Source organism: Mycobacterium sp. 852014-52450_SCH5900713, assembly GCF_001667075.1.
Classification (GTDB): Bacteria; Actinomycetota; Actinomycetes; order Mycobacteriales; family Mycobacteriaceae; genus Mycobacterium.
Window position 1 is genome coordinate 46,218 of record NZ_LZIL01000035.1, and the last position, 22,246, is coordinate 68,463.

Annotated in this window: 21 protein-coding genes; 16 read left to right on the forward strand and 5 right to left on the reverse strand. The window is 65.4% G+C overall.

What is annotated here, in order from left to right:
* Positions 1-62: 62 nt before the first annotated feature.
* The 5 genes from A5773_RS09710 (at position 63) to A5773_RS09730 (ending at position 4,533) form a co-directional block, all read left to right on the forward strand.
* Entirely contained in the window at positions 63-719 is a 657-nt protein-coding gene (locus A5773_RS09710) for a TetR/AcrR family transcriptional regulator (protein ID WP_066957202.1), read from the forward strand.
* Positions 706-1,383, forward strand: a complete 678-nt coding sequence (locus A5773_RS09715) for a hypothetical protein (RefSeq protein WP_067260949.1) — start codon at positions 706-708, stop codon at positions 1,381-1,383. The genes A5773_RS09710 and A5773_RS09715 overlap by 14 nt, the downstream gene beginning before the upstream one ends.
* 2 nt (positions 1,384-1,385) lie before the next feature.
* A complete protein-coding gene (locus tag A5773_RS09720; RefSeq protein ID WP_067260952.1) occupies positions 1,386-3,290 on the forward strand; it encodes a YhgE/Pip domain-containing protein in 1,905 nt (634 codons plus the stop codon).
* A 68-nt stretch (positions 3,291-3,358) separates the two neighbouring features.
* Positions 3,359-3,799, forward strand: coding sequence for a VOC family protein (locus A5773_RS09725; RefSeq protein ID WP_066957196.1), 441 nt, complete (start codon positions 3,359-3,361; stop codon positions 3,797-3,799).
* Positions 3,796-4,533 (forward strand): SDR family NAD(P)-dependent oxidoreductase, encoded by a 738-nt coding sequence (locus A5773_RS09730; protein ID WP_066957195.1) that lies wholly within the window; start codon positions 3,796-3,798, stop codon positions 4,531-4,533. Before A5773_RS09725 ends, A5773_RS09730 begins: the two co-directional genes overlap by 4 nt.
* Here the strand turns inward: A5773_RS09730 and A5773_RS09735 are convergent.
* Complete coding sequence (locus A5773_RS09735) at positions 4,526-5,683, reverse strand: Zn-dependent alcohol dehydrogenase (protein ID WP_067260954.1); 1,158 nt, start codon at positions 5,681-5,683, stop codon at positions 4,526-4,528. The two genes, A5773_RS09730 and A5773_RS09735, sit on opposite strands and share 8 nt — an antisense overlap.
* Complete coding sequence (locus A5773_RS09740) at positions 5,680-6,906, reverse strand: cytochrome P450 (RefSeq protein WP_067260956.1); 1,227 nt, start codon at positions 6,904-6,906, stop codon at positions 5,680-5,682. Before A5773_RS09740 ends, A5773_RS09735 begins: the two co-directional genes overlap by 4 nt.
* Positions 6,907-7,049: 143 nt before the next feature.
* On the opposite strand from A5773_RS09740, the gene A5773_RS09745 reads away from it, so the two are divergent.
* From A5773_RS09745 to A5773_RS09770, 6 genes are all read left to right on the forward strand, one after another.
* Positions 7,050-7,415 carry a Rieske (2Fe-2S) protein gene (locus A5773_RS09745; protein ID WP_067260958.1) on the forward strand — a complete coding sequence of 122 codons (366 nt, stop codon included), beginning with the start codon at positions 7,050-7,052 and terminating at the stop codon, positions 7,413-7,415.
* On the forward strand, positions 7,412-8,458 hold the full coding sequence (locus A5773_RS09750; protein ID WP_067260960.1) for an amidohydrolase family protein: 1,047 nt from the start codon (positions 7,412-7,414) through the stop codon (positions 8,456-8,458). Before A5773_RS09745 ends, A5773_RS09750 begins: the two co-directional genes overlap by 4 nt.
* Entirely contained in the window at positions 8,455-9,603 is a 1,149-nt protein-coding gene (locus tag A5773_RS09755) for an amidohydrolase family protein (RefSeq protein ID WP_067260962.1), read from the forward strand. The genes A5773_RS09750 and A5773_RS09755 overlap by 4 nt, the downstream gene beginning before the upstream one ends.
* A gap of 137 nt (positions 9,604-9,740) precedes the next feature.
* Positions 9,741-10,709: an alpha/beta hydrolase gene (locus A5773_RS09760; protein ID WP_067260964.1), complete on the forward strand. Its 969-nt coding sequence runs from the start codon at positions 9,741-9,743 to the stop codon at positions 10,707-10,709.
* A 95-nt stretch (positions 10,710-10,804) separates the two neighbouring features.
* On the forward strand, positions 10,805-11,947 hold the full coding sequence (locus tag A5773_RS09765) for an acyl-CoA dehydrogenase family protein (RefSeq protein ID WP_067790710.1): 1,143 nt from the start codon (positions 10,805-10,807) through the stop codon (positions 11,945-11,947).
* Positions 11,944-13,188, forward strand: coding sequence for an acyl-CoA dehydrogenase family protein (locus tag A5773_RS09770; RefSeq protein WP_067790712.1), 1,245 nt, complete (start codon positions 11,944-11,946; stop codon positions 13,186-13,188). Before A5773_RS09765 ends, A5773_RS09770 begins: the two co-directional genes overlap by 4 nt.
* On the opposite strand, the gene A5773_RS09775 is transcribed toward A5773_RS09770, so the two are convergent.
* Entirely contained in the window at positions 13,185-15,155 is a 1,971-nt protein-coding gene (locus tag A5773_RS09775) for a SpoIIE family protein phosphatase (RefSeq protein WP_067790714.1), read from the reverse strand. The two genes, A5773_RS09770 and A5773_RS09775, sit on opposite strands and share 4 nt — an antisense overlap.
* A gap of 208 nt (positions 15,156-15,363) precedes the next feature.
* On the opposite strand from A5773_RS09775, the gene A5773_RS09780 reads away from it, so the two are divergent.
* Genes A5773_RS09780 through A5773_RS09790 form a run of 3 tightly spaced genes read left to right on the forward strand, consistent with a single transcriptional unit; the run spans position 15,364 to position 17,702 of the window.
* Positions 15,364-15,864 (forward strand): oxidoreductase, encoded by a 501-nt coding sequence (locus A5773_RS09780; RefSeq protein ID WP_067790716.1) that lies wholly within the window; start codon positions 15,364-15,366, stop codon positions 15,862-15,864.
* Between the two features lie 13 nt (positions 15,865-15,877).
* The gene (locus A5773_RS09785; protein ID WP_067790718.1) at positions 15,878-17,368 is read left to right on the forward strand and encodes a molybdopterin-dependent oxidoreductase; all 1,491 of its coding nucleotides are present in this window, start codon (positions 15,878-15,880) and stop codon (positions 17,366-17,368) included.
* A 1-nt stretch (position 17,369) separates the two neighbouring features.
* Positions 17,370-17,702 (forward strand): hypothetical protein, encoded by a 333-nt coding sequence (locus tag A5773_RS09790; protein ID WP_231989101.1) that lies wholly within the window; start codon positions 17,370-17,372, stop codon positions 17,700-17,702.
* Positions 17,703-17,708: 6 nt separating this feature from the next.
* Here A5773_RS09790 and A5773_RS09795 read toward each other — a convergent pair whose 3' ends face one another.
* Positions 17,709-18,095, reverse strand: a complete 387-nt coding sequence (locus tag A5773_RS09795) for a hypothetical protein (RefSeq protein WP_067790720.1) — start codon at positions 18,093-18,095, stop codon at positions 17,709-17,711.
* Between the two features lie 275 nt (positions 18,096-18,370).
* Here A5773_RS09795 and A5773_RS09800 point away from each other — a divergent pair, with 275 nt between their 5' ends.
* Entirely contained in the window at positions 18,371-19,582 is a 1,212-nt protein-coding gene (locus A5773_RS09800) for a PPE family protein (RefSeq protein WP_067790831.1), read from the forward strand.
* A 73-nt stretch (positions 19,583-19,655) separates the two neighbouring features.
* A complete protein-coding gene (locus tag A5773_RS09805; RefSeq protein ID WP_067790722.1) occupies positions 19,656-21,035 on the forward strand; it encodes a PPE family protein in 1,380 nt (459 codons plus the stop codon).
* 59 nt (positions 21,036-21,094) lie between these two features.
* Here A5773_RS09805 and A5773_RS09810 read toward each other — a convergent pair whose 3' ends face one another.
* Positions 21,095-22,099 (reverse strand): tellurite resistance/C4-dicarboxylate transporter family protein, encoded by a 1,005-nt coding sequence (locus A5773_RS09810; RefSeq protein ID WP_066957158.1) that lies wholly within the window; start codon positions 22,097-22,099, stop codon positions 21,095-21,097.
* Positions 22,100-22,246 lie beyond the last annotated feature (147 nt).

The following is a 22,246-nucleotide window of genomic DNA, read 5'->3' on the forward strand; positions in this document are numbered from 1 at the left end:
AGCCGAAAGGCAGCCTGCCTCTGCGTTCGATACCAGGTGGTATCTAACCGATACTGAGGAGTATGCTACTGGTCATGTCGCCTGTCAAGCCGCCCCGAACCCGCCCCACTCGCGACGAGGTCCGCGACCGGATCCTGGACGCGGCGTCGAAGGTATTCGCCGCCGAAGGGTTCGCCGGTGCCACCATCGACGCGATCGGGCAGGCCGCGGGCTTCACCAAGGGCGCGGTCTATTCGAATTTTGAGTCCAAGGACGAACTGGTCCTGGCCCTCCTCGACCGCCAGTTCGAGCTTCGTGGCGAGCAGATTGCGACAGCGCTGGACAGCAGCGGCGGCGACATCGGCGCGGCCGCACGCGAATTGAGTAGATCGGTGCTTGACACGGTTCGCGACCATTCCGACTATTACGTGTTGTTCGTCGAGTATTGGCTGCGCGCCCAGCGTGACCCCCAATTGCGCGAGCGCCTCATCGAACGCCGCCGCGCCGCCGCCGCCGACCAAGCGCTGCACATCGTCAGATCGACCGCCTCCGAGGCGTCGGATCGGGAGCTGGTCGACGTCGCCCAGCTCGTCGTCACGATCAACCTCGGTATCGCGATGGAAGAGATCCTGCGCCCTGGGGCCATGAACCCCGATCTGCTCGCGCAGCTGATCACCGCAGCGCTGGAATCGGTCCTGGTTTCCGCCGAGCAGGGAGGACCTCACCATGGATACAAATGATGTGCCGGATGCTGAAGCGCCGGTGATCACCGCCCACGGTTTAGGCGTCGACGGCGAGCACGGCCCCCTCTTCTCGGATATCGATCTCGCGCTCACACCGGGTTTCCACGCGATTCAGATGCCCGGCGGACCTGGCCAGACCACGCTCCTGCTGACGCTCGCGGGACGTTTCAAGCCGACCCGCGGCACACTGACCGTCCTCGGCGAAACAACCGCGCGCGCCATCCGCCGGCACTGCTCGATCGCGGCCTTCGAAGACATTGACGACCTGGAGGAATCGGTGACCGTGGGCACCGTGCTCGCCGAGCAACGCCGGTGGTTGGCGCCGTGGTATTCATCGGTGCCGCTGCAATCGGGGCCGGCCGAGCTGACCGAGGTTTTCGGCGAAATGCCCGCACCGTCCCCCGACACCTACATCGTTGAATTGTCGGACCTGGAACTGTTCTTGCTGCGAATCACGCTGGCGTTGCTATCGCATCGTCCGATCCTGGTGGTCGGTGACCTCGAGCAGGTTCGTGACAATTCCCGGCGAGCGATCGCGGCCGACAGGCTCGGCGTGATCGCGAAGCAGCGCACCGTAGTCGTCGGGGTGACCAACCCGCTTGGCGCGGACGCACCCGACCATGAACTACACGATCACCGCATCGTGACCGGAGAGGACTGAAGATGCTGGCTGGACTCGCCTTCGGCTCGGAGATCAAACGTTTCGGCCGCAGCCGATTGACGCGCGTGGCCATCATCGTGCTGATGCTGCTACCCCTGGTGTATGGGGCGCTGTACCTGTGGGCGTTCTGGGATCCCTTCGGCCACACCAACAAAATGCCGGTGGCGCTGGTCAACTCCGACCGTGGCGCCGTCGTGTCCGGGCAGCAATTCAACGCCGGCGCGGAGATCGCCAAGAGTTTGACCGCGGACGGCGGTTTGGACTGGCACGTCGTGGACTTGGCGGAGGCGCGCAACGGAGTCGACCACGGCAAGTACTACTTCATGGTCGAGTTGCCGCCGGACTTCAGCGCGGCGATCGCATCACCGGTGACCGGTCAACCCAAGAAGGCCAACCTGATCGCCGTCTACAACGACGCCAACAACTACATCTCGACGAGCATCGGTCGCACCGCCATCGGCCAGGTACTCAACGCCGTGTCCAGCCGGATCTCGGGGCAAGCCGTCAATCAGGTGCTGTCGGTGGTGGTTTCGTCGGGTTCGGGTATCAAGCAGGCGGCCGACGGGGCCGCTCAACTCGATGACGGCGCCGGTCAGCTGGTAACCGGTCTGGACACCGCCCGATCCGGCTCGGCAACGCTCGCCGCCGGAGCCAAGCAACTCTCAGACGGAATCAACCAAGCCACCGATCCGCTGCTCGCGGTGACCAAGGCGGTGTCGCAAATCGGCGGCAGCACACAGCAACTGCAACAGGGTGCAACCGCGCTTGCGCAGGCCAACGACCAAATCGGCGCCATCGCCACGGCGCAGGATGCAGCCGCAAACTCGCTCTCATCGGTAATCGATCAGCTCTCCGCACGACAGGATCCGCTGGCAAACAACCTACGCGGCATCCAAGACCAGCTCCGGGGTCACCAGTTCACGCCCCAGATCCGCCAGCAGCTCACCGATGCGCAGAACGCGGCGATCGCCTTGACATCGGGGTTGCGTAGCCCAGGCAGTCCGCTCGGGTCGGCCCTCGACCAGGTGGGCATCAAGGGGCAGGACCTGACGAACAGGCTCACCCAGCTGCGCGACGGAGCCCAGCAGGTTGCCACCGGCAATGCCGAATTAGCCAGCGGCATAGCCAAACTCGACGACGGCGCGCGACAACTCATGACGGGGTCTGCCGAGCTGGCGACCAAACTCGCCGACGGGGCCAAGCAGGTGCCCAACTGGACAACTCAGCAAAAAGATGCGGTCGCCGACACCATCGGTGGTCCGGTAAAACTGGAGGCTTCACACGAGAACGCCGCGCCCAACTTCGGCACCGGCATGGCTCCGTTCTTCCTCACGCTCGCCTTGTTCTTCGGTGCCCTGGTGCTGTGGATGGTGCTGCGCCCCTTGCAGAGCCGTGCGATCGCCGCGGAGGTGCTCGCGATCCGCGTGGTGCTCGCCAGCTATCTACCTGCCGCCGCGATCGCGATATTCCAAGCCATCATCCTTTACTGCGTGGTCCGGTTCGCCCTCGGCGTGCACGCCGTGCACCCGGCGGCGATGCTGGCGTTCATGATGCTGATTTCCGGCGCATTCGTGGCCGCGACGCAGGCGATCAATGCGCTTGTCGGTCCCGCGGTGGGCCGGGTGCTGATCATGGCCCTGCTGATGTTGCAGCTCGTCAGCGCGGGCGGCATGTATCCAGTAGAAACCACGTCACGGCCTTTCCAGATCTTGCACCGATTCGACCCGATGACCTATGGCGTCAACGGACTCCGGCAGCTCATACTCGGCGGCATCGACGCCCGACTATGGCAGGCGATCATCGTCCTGGTTGGGATAACGGCTGTCGCACTGGCGATCTCCTGCCTGTGCGCGCGAAGAGACCGGGTCTGGAATCTCAGCAGGTTGATCCCCGCGATCAAGATGTAGGCAGGCGTTCCGCGTCAACAGTCGACGTTGCATGATGGTGGACAAGCTCTGCAATCGAGAGGAAGCCAATGTTGGGTGTTCACCATGCCGCGATCTGCACCGCCGACGTAGAGCGCTCGAAGCAGTTCTGGCGCGACGGCCTCGGACTCGCCGAACTGTTCGACCATACCTTCACCGGGAACTGGCCAGAACTTTTCGGCGCCAAGACCGACCGGTTGCAGTCGATATTCCTGGGCGATCCCCAGGCGCCCGATACCGGCATCGTCGAACTGGTCGTCTTCGAGGGCGCCGACGAGGCGGCCGTGCCTTTCCAGCGTCCGCGGCACGGCTTCTTCCTGCTCTCCCTGCAGCGTGACGTCGACGAGACGCTCGCCAGGCTCGCCGAATTGGGATTCGCCGACGGTGTTCATCGAATCACCATGCCGGCTCTGGGCGGAAAGACAGTGCCGATGGCTATCATCACCGCGCCCGATGGCGTCCTGGTCGAGCTGATCGGACCGGCGCAATGACGGCGCTGGTCACCGGCGGCGGATCCGGAATTGGGCGTGAAGTTGCCGGACGGCTCCGCGATGCGCGCCATGACGTAGTGGTGTGGGATCTGGTCGGTGGCGACATCGCCTGCGACGTCAGCGATCCCGACGCGGTGTCGGCCGCCATGGAACAAACCGTGCGCGACCACGGCGCGCCCACGCGAATCGTCGCTTGCGCCGGAGTCGGCGCGTCGGGCCTGTTGTTCGAGCAGTCACCCGCGGAATGGAACCGAGTGTTGGGGGTCAACCTCACGGGCACCTGGCTGACGATTCGCGCCGGGGCGCGGGCACTGGTCGACGCCGGGGTCGGCGGCTCGATCGTTGCGGTCTCCAGCATCAGCGGCACCGTCGCCGATCGGGACATGGGTGCCTACTGCGTGTCCAAGGCGGGAGTGGACATGTTGGTGAAGGTCGCAGCCGTGGAGTGGGGTGCTCACGGCATCCGGGTCAACGCGGTGGGGCCCGGCGTCACGCGCACGCCGATGCTGGCGAAACCCGAACAGCTGCCGGGCTGGGTGGAAGCACTGTCCGAACGGACGCCGCTGGGCGGTCTGGGGGACGCCGTCGACGTGGCCGGCGCGATCATGGGTGTCCTCGAGTTGCCCTGGGTGACGGGCCAAGTCGTCCACGCGGACGGTGGCCTTGCGCTGCACAGTCCGATCGACGCCTACGGTCAACTGCAACGGGTGATGGGCCGGAAAGGCCTCAGCTGAGCCCGAAATCGATGATGCCGCGGATGATTTTGCCGTTACGGAGGTCGTCGTAGGCATCGTTGATCTCATCGAGGCGGTAGCGGCGGGTGATCATCTCATCAAGCTGGAGCTGCCCGGTTTGATAGAGCCGTGCCAGCCGGGCGATGTCCGCCCTCGGGTTGCACGAGCCAAAGATGGTCCCCGCCAGCGTCTTGTTCATCAGGATGAAGTCCTGCAGGTCGATCTTCACCGACCGGGTGAGCTGTGATGTCATGCCGGTGAGCACACACGTCCCGCCCTTGCGGGTCAGCTGCAGCGCATCGCGGACGTCACCCGCGGTGATCAGCGAAGGGGAGACCACCACGGCGTCGGCCATGACGCCGTATGTCAAGTCCCGCACCATCTCCTGCGCTTCGGCGATCGTTTCAGCACTGTGGGTCGCGCCGAACTGCAGCGCCGATTTCTGCTTGAAGTCCACCGGGTCCACGGCGATGATCTGCGCGGCACCGCTGATCCGTGCGCCCTGGATCGCGCCCGTGCCGATTCCGCCCGCGCCGATGACGACGACCGTGTCACCGCCGCGCACACCTGCGCGATTGGCGGCCGAACCGAAGCCGGTCGGAATGGCGCACGACAACAACGCGCTTGGCGCCAACGGCAGGTGCGGCTCGATCTTCACCAGTGAATTGGTCGACACCACAGTGTGTTCGGCGAACGCCCCGACCTTGGCCAGATGGCCCAGCGGCCGGCCGTCGGCGGTGTGATGGCGAAAGGTGCCGTCGGTGGGCATACCCGGGGTGAGGGTGAAAGCGCCGACGTCACAGATATATTCCATACCCGTCGCGCACCAGCGGCATTGTCCACACACCGCGACGAACGACATCACCACGTGGTCGCCGGGGGCGAAGTCCGTTACCCCATCACCAACTTGGCGTACGACGCCGGATCCCTCATGACCTCCGATCGTCGGGAACATGGTTGGTAGGCCGAGGGATCGCATCACCTCGTTGGGTGCCGACATGTCCCCTTTGAGGATGTGGTCGTCGGAGTGACACAGGCCGGCGGCCGCCATCTCGACCAGGACCTCGCCGGCGCGGGGCGGATCGAGTTCGAATTCCTCGACGGACCAGGGTCCGCCGACGTCGTGCAGGAGCGCCGCGCGGCTTTTCATGTGGCCGGGGCGAACGTGACCGGAAGCTTGTTGGGGGAGCGGAACGTCAGCCCGACGATCTTCGATTCCTGGCCGGTTCCGTCATCGGCCACGAAGGCCAGATCTTTGACGCGGTCGAAGAGGCTGTTCAGCATGACCCGGGTCTCGAGCCGGGCCAGATGCATGCCGAGGCACATGTGGATGCCGCCGGCGAACGCGATGTGCGCTTGACGCGGCCGGCGGATGTCGAAGGTGTTGGGGTCGGTCCAGCGGGTCTCGTCGCGATTGGCCGAGCCCATGCACATGTCGATCTGCGCGTCGGACGGGATTGTCTTGCCGCCGATTTCGACCTCTTGGGTGGTGGTCCGCATGACCATGGTCAGCGGGGTTTCGAAGCGCAGGCCCTCTTCGATCGCCATCGGTATCAGCGACCGGTCCCGGTAGACGAGCTCGAGCTGCTCGGGGTGGGTCAGCAGCAGGTAGAGCAGGTTGCCCGATGACCGGTACGTGGTTTCCAACCCGGCGGGCAGCAGCAGGCGCAGGAACGCGATGATTGCCTCGTCGGTGAGCTTCTCGCCGTCGATCTCGGCGGCCACCAGGTCGCCGATGATGTCGTCGGTGTGTTTGCGCCGCCGCTGTTCGACCTGTTCGAGGAAGTAGCCGTGCAGCTCCGCGGCCGCGTTGAGCCCGGCCATGATGTCGGTCGGGATGGAGATCAGATCCAGGGACAACCGCCGGAAGAAGTCGAGGTCCTCAGGGGGCAGACCGAGCAGCGTGGAAATGATCCGGGTGGGGAATTCGAACGTCACCGCCTTGACCAGGTCCGCGTGGCCGTCGTTTTTGATTTCGTCGACCAGCTGATCGCACACCGGTCCGATGACCGACGGCTCCCAGCGTTCCAGGGCGGTGGCGCGGAAGGCCTTGGCCACCAGGTTGCGGTGATCGTGGTGCTCCTTGCCGCCCATGGCCAGAATGGTGTGGCCCATCACCAAACCGATGGTCTCGTCGTACTTGTGGGAGCTGAAGATGCGGTCGTCGCGGAACGCCTGGAACACCGGGTCGTAACCGAACAGCACCCACTCGTCGTTGGGCCGCAGCTCTTCTGGCATCTGTGAGTGGTCCGTCAGCGCGCCGTGCCAAACCGGGTCCGTGCGCCTCATGTATTCGAAGAACGGGTAGGGACTCGTTTCGCCGGTGAGGTCGAGTGTGACGGGCTGGTTGGCGGGGTCGGTGCTGAGCGTCATTCAGCGCTCCTCCTGGGCAGCCGGTAAGCGGATTGGTACGCGGGATTATCGCTATCATAGTATAGATAGCAACTAAGCCCAACGGCTTGTCGTGGTTACCGTAACGGGCACAGTATTGATGCTGCGTAGCGTCGGAGGCGGTGATGCAAGTGGCCGAGCGGCGATTCGTGTGCTCGCTGGACGATCTGCCGCCCGGCGAGATGAAGCTGGTCGACGTCGGGAAGTTCGGCGTCGGCGTGTACAACGTGCGTGGCGAGTTCTACGCGATCGTGAACTATTGCTCGCACGAAGGTGCCCCGCTGTGCCTCGGTCTGCTCGGCGGGACCAACGAGTTCGCCCCCGACGAACCCGGCGGGCTGCGTCGGGTCCGCGACGGCCAGATCGTCCGATGCCCTTGGCACAACTGGGAATTCGACATCACCACCGGTCAAAATCTCGCCGATCCGACGCGGCGTATCCGCACCTACCAGGTCGATGTCACCGACGGGGAGGTGTACCTGACCGCATGATCAGCCCGGTCATAGATGCCAATGTGCAGCCGCACTTCCGCTCCAACGCGGAGATCCGGCGCTACCTGCCCGCCGCCCACCAGCTGCGGTCGATCCCCGACGTCGAACAGCAGTGGTACTCCGCACCCGGTGGCGACTACCGGCAAGACCTCTACGGTGAGCACTACCCGGGGTCCGACCCGGAGACGGTCGGTCGCGACCTGTTCGCGCGGGGCGTCGAGTACGCCATCCTCAACCCGCTGACCCGCGGCAACATCGCTGACTACCTGCTGAACAGCAGGATCTGCGCGGCGGTCAACGACTGGCTGCTCGACCGCTGGATCGAGCCCGACAACGCCGATCGATTCCGGGGCACCATCCGCGTCAATCCGGAAGACCCCAAGGGGGCCGTCGCGGAGATCGAGCGCCTGGGCGATCACCCGAAGCTGGTCCAGGTCGGTGTCCCGATGCAGTCACGCGAGCCCTACGGCAAACCGATGTTCGAGCCGATCTGGGAGGCCGCCGCCGCCCACGGGTTGCCAGTGGCGGTACACATCAACGGCGGCAACGGTGTCGATTATCCGCCCACTTTCGCCGGGCACGCCCACACCTATCCGGGATATGCGGCGTTCATGCCGCTGAACTACTTCGTGCATCTGGCCACCCTCATCGTCGAGGGCATGTTCGGCAGGCACCCTGGCCTCAAATTCGTCTTCGCCGACGGCGGCTACGACATCCTCACCCCGTTGATCTGGCGGCTGGACACCTTCTGGGTGTCGATGCGCGACCAGACGCCGTGGGTCGACCGCTACCCCAGCGAATACCTGCCTGGCCACGTCAGGTTCTGCTCGTCGGCGTTCGACGGACCGACCGATGCCGGCGATACGCAGCGCTGGATGGAGTTCACCGGCAAGTCCGACCTGCTGATGTATGGGTCGGCGTATCCCCACTGGTCCACGACTCCGCCGCAGACCATTGCCGAGGGCCTGGATCCCGCCCAACGCGACAAGGTGCTGTGGCGAAACGCCAGCGAGCTATATGGGCTGAAGGAGCGTGTCCGATGACCACGATCGAACGGGTCGATTCGCCGACCGGTCATGACGACGAAATTGCGGTGAGCATCGTCGACACCGACGTACACCCCTTGCCCGTCTCGACCGACGTGCTCAAGTCGTACGCGCCGCCCGAATGGGTGGACAAGATATGGCCTACCGGAAACGCCGTCACCCCGGTGCCGCATTTCTACGACACACCGGATTCGTACAAGACCATGTCGCTGCGCATGGATGCCGCCCCGCCGGGTGGCGGGTTCGCGGGCAGCGACCCGGAGTTCGCCGCCAAGCAGTTGCTGCTCGACGCCGGCGTTAGCATCGCGACGCTGGAACCGATGTGTGACGCCCAGCTGCCACAGGCCGAACACGTTCTGAAGTCCGCCTACAACGACTGGCTTGCCGACGTCTGGCTCGACACGAACAACGAGCACGGCCGGTGGCGCGGATCGATCAGCGTCAGCGCGCAGACGCCCGAGCAGGCGGCGCGCGAGGTCGAACGGTGGGCGGGACACCCGTACATGGCCCAGGTGCTGATGACACCGCAGACTCGTGGGATCCCCTTTGGCAACCCACATTTCGACCCGCTCTATGAAGCCGCGGCGCGCAACGGTTTCCCGGTCGCCACACACCTGATGGGGCAGACACCGTTCGAGCTGATCCCGCTTTATCCCGTCGGCAACCCCGCGCATTGGCACGACTTCTTTGCGTCCTGGCCATTGCTATATGTCTCGCACTTGATGAGCCTGGTCTTCGACGGCGCTTTCGACCGCCACCCTGACCTGCGGGTGGTGTTCGTCGAAGGGGGCTTCACGTGGGCGATGCCGGTGATGTCGCGGATGGACCGCATCTGGGAAGCCCGCCGCGGCGACCTGCCCCACGTGCGGCGCCGCCCGTCGGAGTATGTGCGCGAACATGTTCGGTTCACCACCCAGCCGCTGGAAGATGCCGATACCGTGCAGTTCCGCGAGTACCTCGAGATGATGGACCTGGGCGACAACCTGATGTTCTCGACGGACTACCCGCACTGGAGCTACGACTCGCCGACCTATGCGATCAACCGATTCCCGGCCGACCAGCGCGAGCGGATCATGCGCGGCAACGCGACCGCTCTCTACGGGCTACCGGCGACGGTCAAGGCGCTTCCCGGGGAACGGTGAATCCCGCCCGAGCTGAAGCGATACGCACCTCGTCTTTCACCACACGGAATCGCAGGTCTACCTTGAAGAAGGTTTCCGGCACGGCCCCGCGCCGGGACCGGACGAGCCCGCATGCCGAGCCCGGAAGACGAGAAGGTATGACACAAACGAATCTGACGCGGCCACAGGGCCTTAACCGGATCGACCCGGTGCTCCGGGAGGCCGCCACCTCCTTGGGCGTCGAATTCCGCGTCGAGACACTGCCCGCCGAACGGGAGCACGCCAACCGGCTCGCAGCCGAGCGCGCCGCCGCGGCCGGCACCGCCGAGGTGGCCGTCGAAACGCGCACCATCGCCGGCCCGGGCGGGCATGAGCTGAACCTTCGCTTCTACCGGGGTCCCGACCTCGATCAAGCCGGGTCAGGTGCACCCCTTGTGCTGTACGCCCACGGCGGGGGATTCGTGACCGGCAACTTGGACACCGATCATGCACCGTGTGTAGAGCTGGCCAAGGAAGCCGGATGCCTGGTGGTATCGGTGGACTACCGGCTCGCGCCGGAACACCCGTGCCCGGCCGCGTTGGACGACGTCGAGGCCGGCCTCTACTACGCCATCCGCAATTGCGCCGAGCTGAAGGCGGACGTCAACCGCATCGCCGTGATGGGCCGCGACGCGGGTGCGGCGCTGGTCGCGGGCCTGAGTCAGCGCATGTTCGATGACGAAGGCCCACAGATTCTGGTGCAGATCCTGCACCAGCCGATGCTCGATTCCGACGCCACCCAATCCCGGCGCGAGTTCCAGCGCACGCCGGGCCTCAATGGGCCGGCCGTGAGCCGGGCGTGGGGCCATTACCTCGGTCATGCGAGTGCCAACGGCCAGCACGTCCCCGCGCACCGCGCGAACCTCGAGGGCCTGCCGCCGACGTTCATCAGCTGCGCGGAGATCGATCCGTGCCGCGACGAAGCCATCGACTACGCGAACAGGCTGTTGCACGCCTACGTGCACACCGAATTGCACGTCATCGCAGCGGCATTCAACGGGTTTGACTCGTTGGTTCCCGATTGGGTGGTTTCTCAGGAGAACCGGGCGCTGCACGCGCGATCGCTGCGCCGTGTGTTCGCCATGTAACGCTGAGCAGCGCTATCGACGGAACTCCGGTATCTCTTACCGTAGTGCTCGTTGCTACCATCGAAAACGCCGGAGAACTCGCCACGAGAGGCAGCATGACCACACTCGACTCTCCCGAAAAGACGCTGTTCACCTCGACCACCCAGGCTTTTCTGGAAAAGGAAGCGCCGCTGCGGCGCGTGCGGGAGTTGCACGCCGCGGGGGTGTCGTTTGATCCGGCATGGTGGCGGCGCGCCGCGGAGCTCGGCTGGACGGGCCTCTTGGTGCCAGAGGAATTGGGCGGCGGCAGCGTCTCGGACAGCGGTTTGGCGGATCTGGCCATGGTCGCCGAACAGCTCGGCAAGACCGTAGCGCCCGGGCCGTTGTATCCGGTCAGCGTCGTACTGACCGCGCTCGTCGAGTATGCGGACCGGCAATCGCACGCGGACACGATCGAGGCGCTGATGTCCGGCGAAAGCGTGGCATCGTGGGCGGTTTCGGAGCCGGGCCAGGGGTGGGCGCCGCTGAATCCGTCGGTGACGGCCACCCCGACCGATTCGGGCTATCGCATCGACGGCACCAAGGACCGGGTCGAGGCGGGCGCGCAGAGCGCGGTGCTGCTGGTGGTGGCGCGCAGCGGTGATGAGCTCCGCCAGTTCTTGGTCCCCACGGACGCGCCCGGCGTCACGATCGAGCCCCAGCAGTCGGTCGACCTGGTCAAGCAATATGCCCGGGTGCATTTCGACGGTGTGATGGTGGATCGAACGGCGGTGGTCGGCACCGCCGGCGAGACCGCCACCCTGATCGACCGGCAGAGCCAAATCGCGCAGACCCTGCAGTGCGCCGAGGTGGTCGGCGTCCTGCAGACGGTGTTCGACCTGACCGTCCAGTGGGCGTTGGACCGGCACACCTTCGGGCGCCCGCTGGCGTCCTACCAGGCCCTCAAGCACAAGTTCGCCGACATGAAGCTGTGGCTGGAAGCCTGCCGGGCCACCACGGCCGCGGCGGTCGCCGACGTCGCCGCCAACTCACCCGCGGCGGGCCTGTCGGCCAGCATCGCCAAGTCCTACGTGGGCGAGATGGCCGGCCAGATCGTCCAGGCCTGCGTGCAGATGCACGGCGGCATCGGCGTCACCTGGGAACACGACCTGCACCTCTACCTACGCCGAATCACGTTGTATCGCTCCATGTTCGGAACACCGGAGGACCACAACCTGCGCGTGTATGAACACGAGAAGGCGGGGCGTTTAAACAAATGACGCCGACCGAATCCGTTGCCGAGTTCGCGGCCCGGGCCAGGGAATGGCTGGCAGACAACATGCCCCGCATCGATCCCGAGTGCCCGCCGCCCGCCCCGCGCGACGACGAACGATCCTGGCAGCGGGCCAGAGAATTGCAAAAACGGCTGTATGAAGGCGGATTCGCCGGGATCTGTTTCCCGCGCGAGTACGGCGGCCTCGGTCTGGACTACGAATATCAGAAGGCATTCGACGCGGAGACCATCGACTATGAGATGCCGCTGATCCTCAACACCCCCACGTTCACCATCTGCTGTGCCACGCTGCTCGACACCGGCAGTGAGGATCAGAAGAAGCAACACATCGCGGCGGCACTGCGCGGCGACGAGGTGCTGGTGCAGCTGCTGTCCGAGCCGAGCGGCGGATCCGACCTGGCCGGCGTCCTGACCCGGGCCGAACGCCAGGGCGACCGCTGGGTACTCAACGGCGCCAAGACGTGGAGCACCAGCGCGTTCGCCGCTGACTATGGACTGTGCCTGGCCCGCACGAACTGGGATGTGCCCAAGCATGAGGGCTTGACGATGTTTTTGGTGCCCATCGCTCATCCGGGAATTACGTTGCGGCGCATCACCATGCTGAGCGGTTCCACCGAGTTCTGCGAGGAGTTCCTCGACGGGGTGGATGTCGGCGACGACGCCGTCGTCGGGGAGGTCAATCATGGCTGGGCGGTGGCGTCGCGGCAGCTGTACCACGAGCGCAGGGCGGTGGGGCAGGGCTCCGAGTTCGCCAGTGGCAGCGGAAGCGAGGGCGGCAACGCGAATCCCGTTGACTACGTGGCCCTCGTCGAGAAAACGGGTCAGGCCGGCAACGAACGCGTGCAGCAGATGGCCGGGCGCGCACTCGTACAACGTGCGGTGGCCGAGCAGCTGATCGGTCACGTGTACCGCAGCGTCCGAGATGGCACGCTGCCGCCGGCCGCCGGCACGCTCATCAGGCTGTTCCACGCCGAGACCGTGTTCGTGGATGTCGACACCGCCATGGCGATCGCGGGAAGTGCTGGCGTGGTCGGAGAACCCGGCGACGGCCTGGAAACCGGTCTGCGCTACCTGGCCCGCCAGACCGTCGCGATGGGCGGCGGCACCACGGAGATGGCGCGCAACGTCATCGGCGAGCGGGTGCTTGGCTTTCCGCGGGAATATGCAGCCGACCGAGGCGTGCCGTTCAAGCAGGTGCGGCACGGCCAGCGATCCGACCGGCCCTAGCCCTCGGCGACGAGGTTCTCGGCGAGCCCGCCGGCCACCGGGAGCTGTACCAGCGACAAGACATGGTGCGCCGGGCTCCCCGGCGGGGCCACCAGCACATACTCACTGCCCTGTCGTTGTGCGCGGTCGCGCGCGGCAGCCAGCGCGCTGACGCCGGCCGACCCGAGTTGGGTAACGGCGCTGAGATCGATGGTCAACGGCGCTACGCCGGAACGGCTTTCGACCGCGATCTGGCGATCCAGCGTGGACGCGGTGGTGGAGTCGACGTCGCCGCTGACGACGATGCGGCCCGGTTCGGCGACCACGGAGACGAATTCGGAGTCCGCCGACCGCTGCTGCCGATCGGCCCGGCTGACGAGCGTGTCCGTGACGAAATTGGCGGGGCGCGACAGGCGCTGCGTCAAGCTGGCGGTGGTTCCGCCGGGCCCATGGTTGACGTGGGCGCTGGACACCAAGGCTTCGGCCATGGCAAGGCCACGGCCGCGCCCCTGCTCGCCTTCGCGATGATCCTTCCACTGCCCATGGTCGATGACCGACGCGTACAGGTTGCCGTCTCCGGCCAGCGACGCCTCCACGACGACCCCGTCGGAAACCTCTGTGGCGTAACCGTGTTCGACCGCATTCTCGACGAACTCCGAGATTGCGTGCACGATGTCGGAAATGTCATCGGGGGCGGCGCCCACCTCGGAGAGCCACTGACGCAGGCGGGAGCGAACCGCGCGTGCGGCATGAATCGTGGCATCCAGCGTCATCTGGAGCGGTGGCGGCGGCGTACGCCGTTGCGCCGCAAGCAGTGTGATGTCGTCACTGTAGCCGGTCGACCGCAGCAGCAGTTCCAGCGTCTCCGAACAGATGCGGTCGATGGGCCGCCCCGAGGACTCGATCACGAACCCGCCCTGGCCACCGGCGATGTTGGCTGCCAAGTCGGCGAATTCGGCCGTGCTGGCCGCCAGCGGCCGGCCGGGACGTTCGATAAGACCGTCGGTGTAGAGCATGACCACGTCGCCAACGCCCAGGAATTCGGTGCGAACCGGGAAACCCGTGCCGCTGCCCAGCGGCCCGGCGCCGGACGGCTCAAGGTAACGCGAATCGCTCTCGAAACCGACGAGCAGCGGCGGCGGGTGCCCGGCCGTGCAGTACTGGAATTCACCCGTGCCGAAGTCGAGCGACCCCACGCACACGGTGGCCGACCTCGAGCCGGGCACGTGTTCGTGGAAGCGATCGACCGCCGCCAGCGCCTCGGCGAGCGGGTACCCCGCCACAATCTGCATCCGCAGCGCCGTGCGCAATTGCGACATCACCGCGGCCGCCTCGACGCCGTGGCCGACGACGTCGCCGACGACGAGCACCAGCCGATCCCCGAGTGGGATCGCGTCAAACCAGTCGCCACCGGCGGCCGTGTCCTCCGCGGCGACAAGGTATTCGGCGGCCACGTCGGCGCCCGGAACGACGGGTACCGACGGCGCCAGCAGTGCCTGCTGCATGACGGTGGCCGAGTCGCGCACGTTGCGGTACCGCTCGGACAACTCCTGCATGCGCGACTCGGCGGCCAGCCGTGCCCGCACCCGCTCGGTCACGTCGACGAAGGCGAGCTGGACCCCCTCGATCGAGCCGTCGTCGCCGCGCCGGGCCGTGACGATGAAGTCGAAGAAGTGCTCTTGTGCCGTCCCCGAGCCCTCGAAGTCGGCTTGCACCCGCCACTCGGTTCCCGATTGCGGTTCGCCCGTCTCGTAGACCCGGTCGAACATTTGCACGATCTGCTGGCTCACCAGCTCGGGATAGACCTCCCGCACCAGCAGCCCGATGCTGTCGATCGGCGGACTGAGCGCTCGGTAAGCGGCGTTGACCGCGATGAATCGGTGGTCGGGCCCTTCGAGGCCAACCAACAGCGCGGGGACATTCTCGAAAATGCGGCGGACGTCGTCGGCCGCGCCCACGGTCTTGTCCCAGTTTCTTTCGGCCGCCATTGACCGTTCCTCCTACGGACCCCTTCTCGGGCTGAGTCTCGCAAGCTGGTCATAAAGCGCTAAGCACTCGCCAGGCACAGACAGTAAGAGTATCAATGGCAGCCGCATGCTCAACGCAACAGTTTCCCAGCGTGGCGGGCGGGCCGGCTCGAGCCCGGCAATTTAACCAGGACGGTTTGTAATTAATCAGCGTGGGTACCACGCTCGCATGGTCAATGTCGTCCCGCGGCGGTTGATCTCGGTCTCGCGAAGCATCGTGACCTCACCGGTGCTCACTCTGAACGGCTGGGTGGCCTTCAACCTGCCGCGAACGGTGACCGCATTGGGCGGCTCGCTGCTGGTGGGCCTGGTGGCGGTGCATGCCTACGTCTGGATCAGGGCGCCGGGCATTCCCTGGTACTTCGCCGTCTACTCGGGTTTGCTTGCAGTCTGTTGTCTGACGGCCGCGGCCGCGATGGTGTTCGCCTTCAAACCGCGTCTGCCACAGGCGGGGTGGTACCTCGGCAGCTCGGGGTGCCTTGCCTTCATCGCGATCTACCTGGTCAGCCGTTGGGTCAGCCTGCCGGGGCTGGAGTCGCTGACCGGCCGATGGGATCTGGCGCCCGGCACATTCGCTTTGGTGTTCGCCGCCGCGTTCATCGCGGTGCACACGACGGTGCTGTCCGGCGTCAACGTGGCCTACCCGCAACGGCAGCAGTGGTACGACTGACGGGAGCCCAGGCATGACGACGCTCGACTACCCGGTGTGGCTGCGGGTGGACCATTGGCTGAACGTGCTGTTTCTGACGCTGCTCATTCGCAGCGGCATCGAAATCCTCTCCACCCACCCGAAGCTGTATGGGCAGGACGACAGCAGACCCGGCAGCGAATGGGCGCGCTTCACCCGCAAAGTCATGCCGCGGGACCGGTTATACGACACGCTCGACGAAGAAGAGGACTATCACCCGATCGTTGCGCTGCCCGGCCATGCGCAGTTGGGCATGGGGCGGCATTGGCACTTCATCTCCGTCATCGGCTGGATATTGGTGGGGCTGTCTTACTACATCCTGCTGTTCGCGACCGGGCAGTGGCACCGGTATTGGCCGTATTCCTGGTCGATCTTTCCTGAGGCATGGAACGACATCGTCACCTACATGTCGTTCAACCTGCCGCCGCTGCTCCCCGGAGAACCCTTGGATGCCATTCAGAAGCTGACCTATGCGGGTGTTGTCTTTCTGCTTGCACCCTTCCAGATCCTGACCGGTGCCGCCCAGTCTCCCGCGATCGAGGCGCGGTTTCCGTGGTATGTGCAAATGTTCGGCGGCCGTCAGAAGGCCCGCAGCCTCCATTTTTTCGGACTGCTCGCGTTCATCGTGTTCATCGCGATCCATCTGTCGATGATTTTTTTCTGGGGCTGGGGCAGGCTCACCGCCTTGATGATCTTCGGGTCGGTGCGCAACGCCTATTGGGCTACGGCGCTGTCCTTCGTGATTATCGGCGCCGTTGTCGCCATTCATTGGGCGGCCACCAGCTGGAGCCATCGCAGTCCCCGGTCGGTGCAGCGCGCACTCGGGGCCGTGACCACCGGTGCGCGGCTACTCCTGTTGCGGCCGCTCAACTCCCGGCAGAATTACCCGCCGAGCAAGATCTCTCAGCAACACCGAGTCAACGGCAAGCCCCCAACGGGCATCGACTTCAAAGTGATGGCCGCCCATAACTTCGTTGACTGGCGACTGCGAGTGGGTGGCCTCGTCGAGAATCCTGTGACGCTGGACCTGGCCGCTCTGCGGTCTCTGGCGGAGCCGGAGTCGCAGTGCGTCATGCATAACTGTGTACAGGGATGGACCAGCATCGCCGAATGGAAGGGCCTGCATTTGGGCCGACTCGTTGAACTCGTGCGCCCCCTGCCACAGGCAAAATACGTCTGCTTCCTCAGCATGCAAGACAACAGCACCGACGAACCGGCCTCACATGGCGGTGGCCAGTTCTACGAGGTCATCGATCTGGAGTTCGCCCGCAAGCCGCAGACGCTGCTGGCCTACGAAATGAACGGGGCGCCACTACCGATCAAGCATGGTGCGCCGTTGCGGTTGCGGGTCGAAACTCAGGTCGGTTTCAAAATGACCAAATGGATCAACCAGATTGAGTTCGTCGAGGACTTCGCCGGCATCGGCTTCGGGACGGGGGGCTGGCGCGAGGACCGCGTCTTCTACGACAAGGACGTGGAGATCTGAGATGACCGACATGACCGAGGGAGCCAGCGAGCAAGTCGGTTTGCGTCCGGAGCTGATCGGTTTGGATGCCGTGGCGCGTCAGTGCGTACTCGACCTGATCGCCGTCAAAGGCGGACATTGCGAGGCCTGTGGCGCGACGGATTTCGCGGTCGGCGATGCGATGATCATGGGCTTTCTCTTTCTCGACGAGGACGCCGACGCTTTCCTGGTAGCGCTGACGTGTCGCAACCCCGAGTGCCCCAAGCCCAGGACCGCGATCAGGTTGAGCGGCAAGGATTTCCTGTCCGAGGAGCAAATGGCTCGCGCCGTGTCCCTCAGGTCCACAATCGCGTGACACCAGCTATGGGCGAAGGAGGCGTCGCCATTTCGCCGCGCGCCGCACCCGCCTGTTGGTCCCGCTCTCTCGCAAATCCGTGAGATTGGGCCGCGCCAGCTTGAATCTCTCGATCAAGGGCGACACCGCCCGAAATTCGTCACACAGCGATTGAAACCGGCGCTCGTCGGCGTCGGTGAGCAGACCGATGGAACTGTAGTGCGCCATCCGCGGAAGCCGTCCGGCGAGCGCCGTTCCCCATCGGATGCTGAGGTCGTAAATGTCTTCGTCGCTGAAGACGTCCTCCGCCTCCTTTTGCTCGCCGAGTTCCTTCAACCTCTTGAGTTGCTCGGCAAAGAACTCAACGTCGTCATCGATGCTGACTTGCACATGACCGTCCGGTGCCGTGCTCATGGGGCCCTCCTTTCCCGCACCCTGCAGCGTCCGGCATCGCTATCGGTCGGGGAGTACCCCGCGGGCATCGTTTCAACATGCGATGCCCCAAATAATGCATCAAGAAACAGTTGCGCATAGTAATTGTTTTCAGGATATCGACAGGATTCGGTACGTCCACTCCAAGCGTATAAACGGCCAAACCGGGAAGTCGCCGAGGGATAAGAAGCAATGCACCGCGCTTGGGGTGGATTGTGGATCCATTTGCGGACCTGGGTAGGAGGTATTGTGTGGCAATAGATTTCGGCGTGCTTCCGCCGGAAATCAACTCGACTCGCATGTATACGGGCCCGGGTGCCGGACCAATGTTGGCGGCGGCGGTGGCATGGGACGACGTGGCAGCGCAGCTGCACGCCACGGCGGCGAATCACACCTCGGTAGTCTCCGGGTTGACGGCCGGGTGGCGGGGTCCGGCGTCGATGGCGATGGCGGCCGCAGCCGCGCCCTACACGGCGTGGATGAGTACTACGGCCGGCCAGGCCGAGCTGACGGCAGCCCAGGCGCGGGCCGCGGCCGCCGCGTTCGAGACCGCGTTTGCAGCGACCGTGCCGCCGGCGTCGGTGGCGGCGAACCGTGCTCGGCTGCTGGCGCTGATCGCGACGAACTTGTTCGGGCAGAACACCCCGGCGATCATGGCCACCCAGGCCGAGTACCTGGAGATGTGGGCGCAGGATGCGGCCGCCATGTACGGCTACGCCGGCTCCTCGGCGGCGGCTGCGCAGGTGGCGCCTTTTCAGCCGCCGCCGCAGACAACCGACCCGGCCGGCGTCGCGGGGCAGGCTGCGGCGGTCAGCCAAGCCACCGGCACGGCGGCCGGCGCCCAGGCGACGCACCTGCCGCAATTGTTAGCCGCGACGCCCGAGGCGCTGCAAACCCTCGCCGCGCCCATGCAATCCGCGGCGCCCGCCGCGGCTGCCGATCCGCCATCGCTGTTTTCGGCACTCGACGGCTTCATCACGGGTCCGTTGTCGCCGGGATCGTTGTTCACCATTCCCGGCGTTCCTTATCTCCTTGGCACGCAAAGTTATCTGCTCCCGCAGGCCGCGGCGAACTTGACCAGGTCGGCGGAGAATTACTCCAAAGCACTGGCCAAGGCAACCACTGTAGGAGTGCCGCGCATGGTCAGCGCGCCCGTGTCGGCGGGCATTGGCCGCGCGGGCGTGGTAGGCGGATTGTCCGTGCCGCAAGGCTGGGCAACGGCCGCCCCCGAGATCAAGGCGGTTGCCGCGACATTGCCCCAGAGCAGCCTGGCTGCAGCCCCGGCGGCGCTTGTCGCCGACGGCCAGGGCAGCCTCGTCGGCAACATGGCCCTGTCCGGGTTGGCCGGCCGCGCCGTGGCTGGAACCGGGGGGGCGGCAGCCCGTTCCGCCGGCATGGGGAGCGCCACCCCCGCCGCCGGCGAGGCCACCACGGCCAACATCTTTGTGATCCACGAGGCCGGCGAATGATGACGACCGGCGCGACGTCACCATCAGCGGCTGAAACCGCCAGCGCACTCCCGGCGAATCAAGGAGGCTAGCAATGGATTACGGGGCATTGCCACCGGAGATCAATTCCGCGCGCATGTATGCCGGCCCAGGATCGGGATCGATGCTGGCCGCCGGCGCGGCGTGGGATGGGCTGGCCGCCGAACTCCGTTCGACCGCAGCCTCCTATTCGTCAGTGATCTCGGGGCTGACCACCGCATGGCTGGGTCCGGCATCGGCGAGCATGGCGGCCGCTGCCGCGCCATACGCCGCGTGGTTGAACGCCACCGCTGCGCAAGCCGAACAGACAGGAAACCAAGCCAGGGCGGCGGCGGCGGCTTACGAGGCCGCCTTCGCGGCCACCGTACCGCCGCCGGTGATCGAAACGAACCGCGCCGAGCTCGAGTCGCTCATTGCCACGAACACACTCGGTCAGAACACCGCGGCCATCGCCGCGAACGAGGCACGATACGCCGGCATGTGGGCCCGTGATGCGGCAGCAATGTACGGCTACGCCGGCCAATCCGCGGCGGCCTCCGCCGTAACGCCGTTCGATTCGCCCGCGCAAAATACAAACCCGGCCGGCACCGCGGCGCAGACCGCCGCCGTGAACCAGGGCGTCGGCACCTCAGCCGGAACGAACACTCAGTCCGCCTTGTCCCAGCTGACATCCGCGACTCCCACCGCGCTGCGAAGCCTTGCGGCTCCGGCGGCGGTGGATCCGCCGTCGTCCTCGTCATTGGCGAGCTTTCTCAGCAGCCTGAACTCTTCCCCACTGGCGAAGCTCGCCGGGAACGTGGAGCTGATACCCAAGGCGGTCCTGCCGGCCAATGACGTAATGATCAGCACCATCATGGGTTTGGTGATCGGGGCGCGGCATCTGGGTGACCTGACGGTCGCGGTCAAGGCCGCGACCCCAAGTCTCGCGACCGGGTTGGGTTCGGCGGGAACGGCATTGGGAACGACCGTGTCGGCGGCTGTCGGTCAGGCCGGCCTAGTGGGAGGGCTAGCGGTTCCACCGAGTTGGGCCGTGGCCACTCCCGCGATCAGGACCGCCGCCGCGGTGTTGTCGGGCACTTCGGAGAGCGCCATCGGCGCGGCCGTGGTGAGCGAGGGCAGCTTTTTCAGCGGGTTGGCTGCGGCAGGCATGGTCGGAGGCGCGCTCGGCGCCGCACTGCCCAGGGCCGCGGCGGGCGCCGGCGGCAAGGGGCGTGACCGCTCGGCCAAAGACGGTGCAAGTCTCAAAGACAGTGATTCGCCTGAAAACTTGCAACGCGTTGTGGCTGACATGGCGGAGAACCCGGAAAGTGTGCAGCATTGGCACACCGATCCCGACCACCTTGATGGCTTACTGGACGAACTGCGAAAAAAACCGGGTACGCACGCGGTACACGTGAAGAACGGAAAGCCCAGGGTGACGCTGCCGGGTTCGTAACGGACGCAGGCCCGGACGAATACGGCTCCGGACAACCACTTGGCGGGGGCGGCGCGCCGTTATTGGCGCGCACCGGCGAGGGCTCGCGGGATGCGCAATAAACCGGCGATCGCCACTATCGACCAGGCCAACAGCGCGTCCCAGAAGAACACTAGTGCAACGGTGTGCAGCGATCGCATATTAGCCTCGCTGGCGATCATGTTGATGGCCACCGAATACATCCCCAGCGGGAACACGAGCGTCCACCACGAGCCGGTGAATCGCAAAAGCTTGGGCCGCTGCTCGACGCGGTGCAAACCGAAATAGATCAACGGCGGTATCCACAACGTTGCCGCTGCCCACGCCGTCAGCATGATCGCAAACACACCCGCCGCCAGCCAGTTTGGAGCTTGGACGTGAATTTCGTGGCCAGCCACCACGGCGATGGCAAGCGCGCCCATCAAAATCCAAGTGTCAGGCTGGAATCCTTCACGGTCCAGCCGCTCGTCGACGGCGCGCCACACAATCAATGCGGTCATCGCGATGTAGATGGCCAGTGCCAAAACCCACGTAACCACCGCGGCTATCAACCATTGACCGTGCCCGGTACTGCTTGCGAGCTTGGCGGCCACGATTGCCAGGCCGGACGTGGCTACGCTGAACAATAACCATGCGCCGTGGACCTGGTCGCGCGACGCAGTCAAGCGCTGCGTTGCCAGGTTGCGCAGGCTGGATAGAGCCAGGCCCAGCCAAGCCGAACCGGCAATGGCGCCAAGTACCGGAAGTATCAGCGGGTGGGCGGACGAAAGCCGGTTGCACAGCACGGCGCATGCGGCAACGAAAGTGAACAGGGGCAGCGAATTCTCGAGCTCCGCCAAGCCCCAGGGAAGTAGCCGGCGTTTGGCCGTGGCGAGCACCACCGCAAGTGCTACCAAGACCGCCCAAGCCAGCAGCGCGATCACACTGAGCGCGTTGCTGGTTGACGTGTACTGATGATCCTTGGCGGCGGTGGAGAGGATTCCGGTCGCCATCACCGCTGCGAACGCGTCAGGGGAGACGTTGATGCTACTCAGTCGAATCGCCATGCCAGGGCCTTCTTTACGTTTGAATCATCGCTCAGCTATGAGCCCGACCACAACCGCCGACTACCCATCACGGTCGAATGCAATCCGGAAAAGGACTCGCTCGCCGGTCCCCTTGGCCTGACCGCCGCACGGCGGCCTATGTTATCT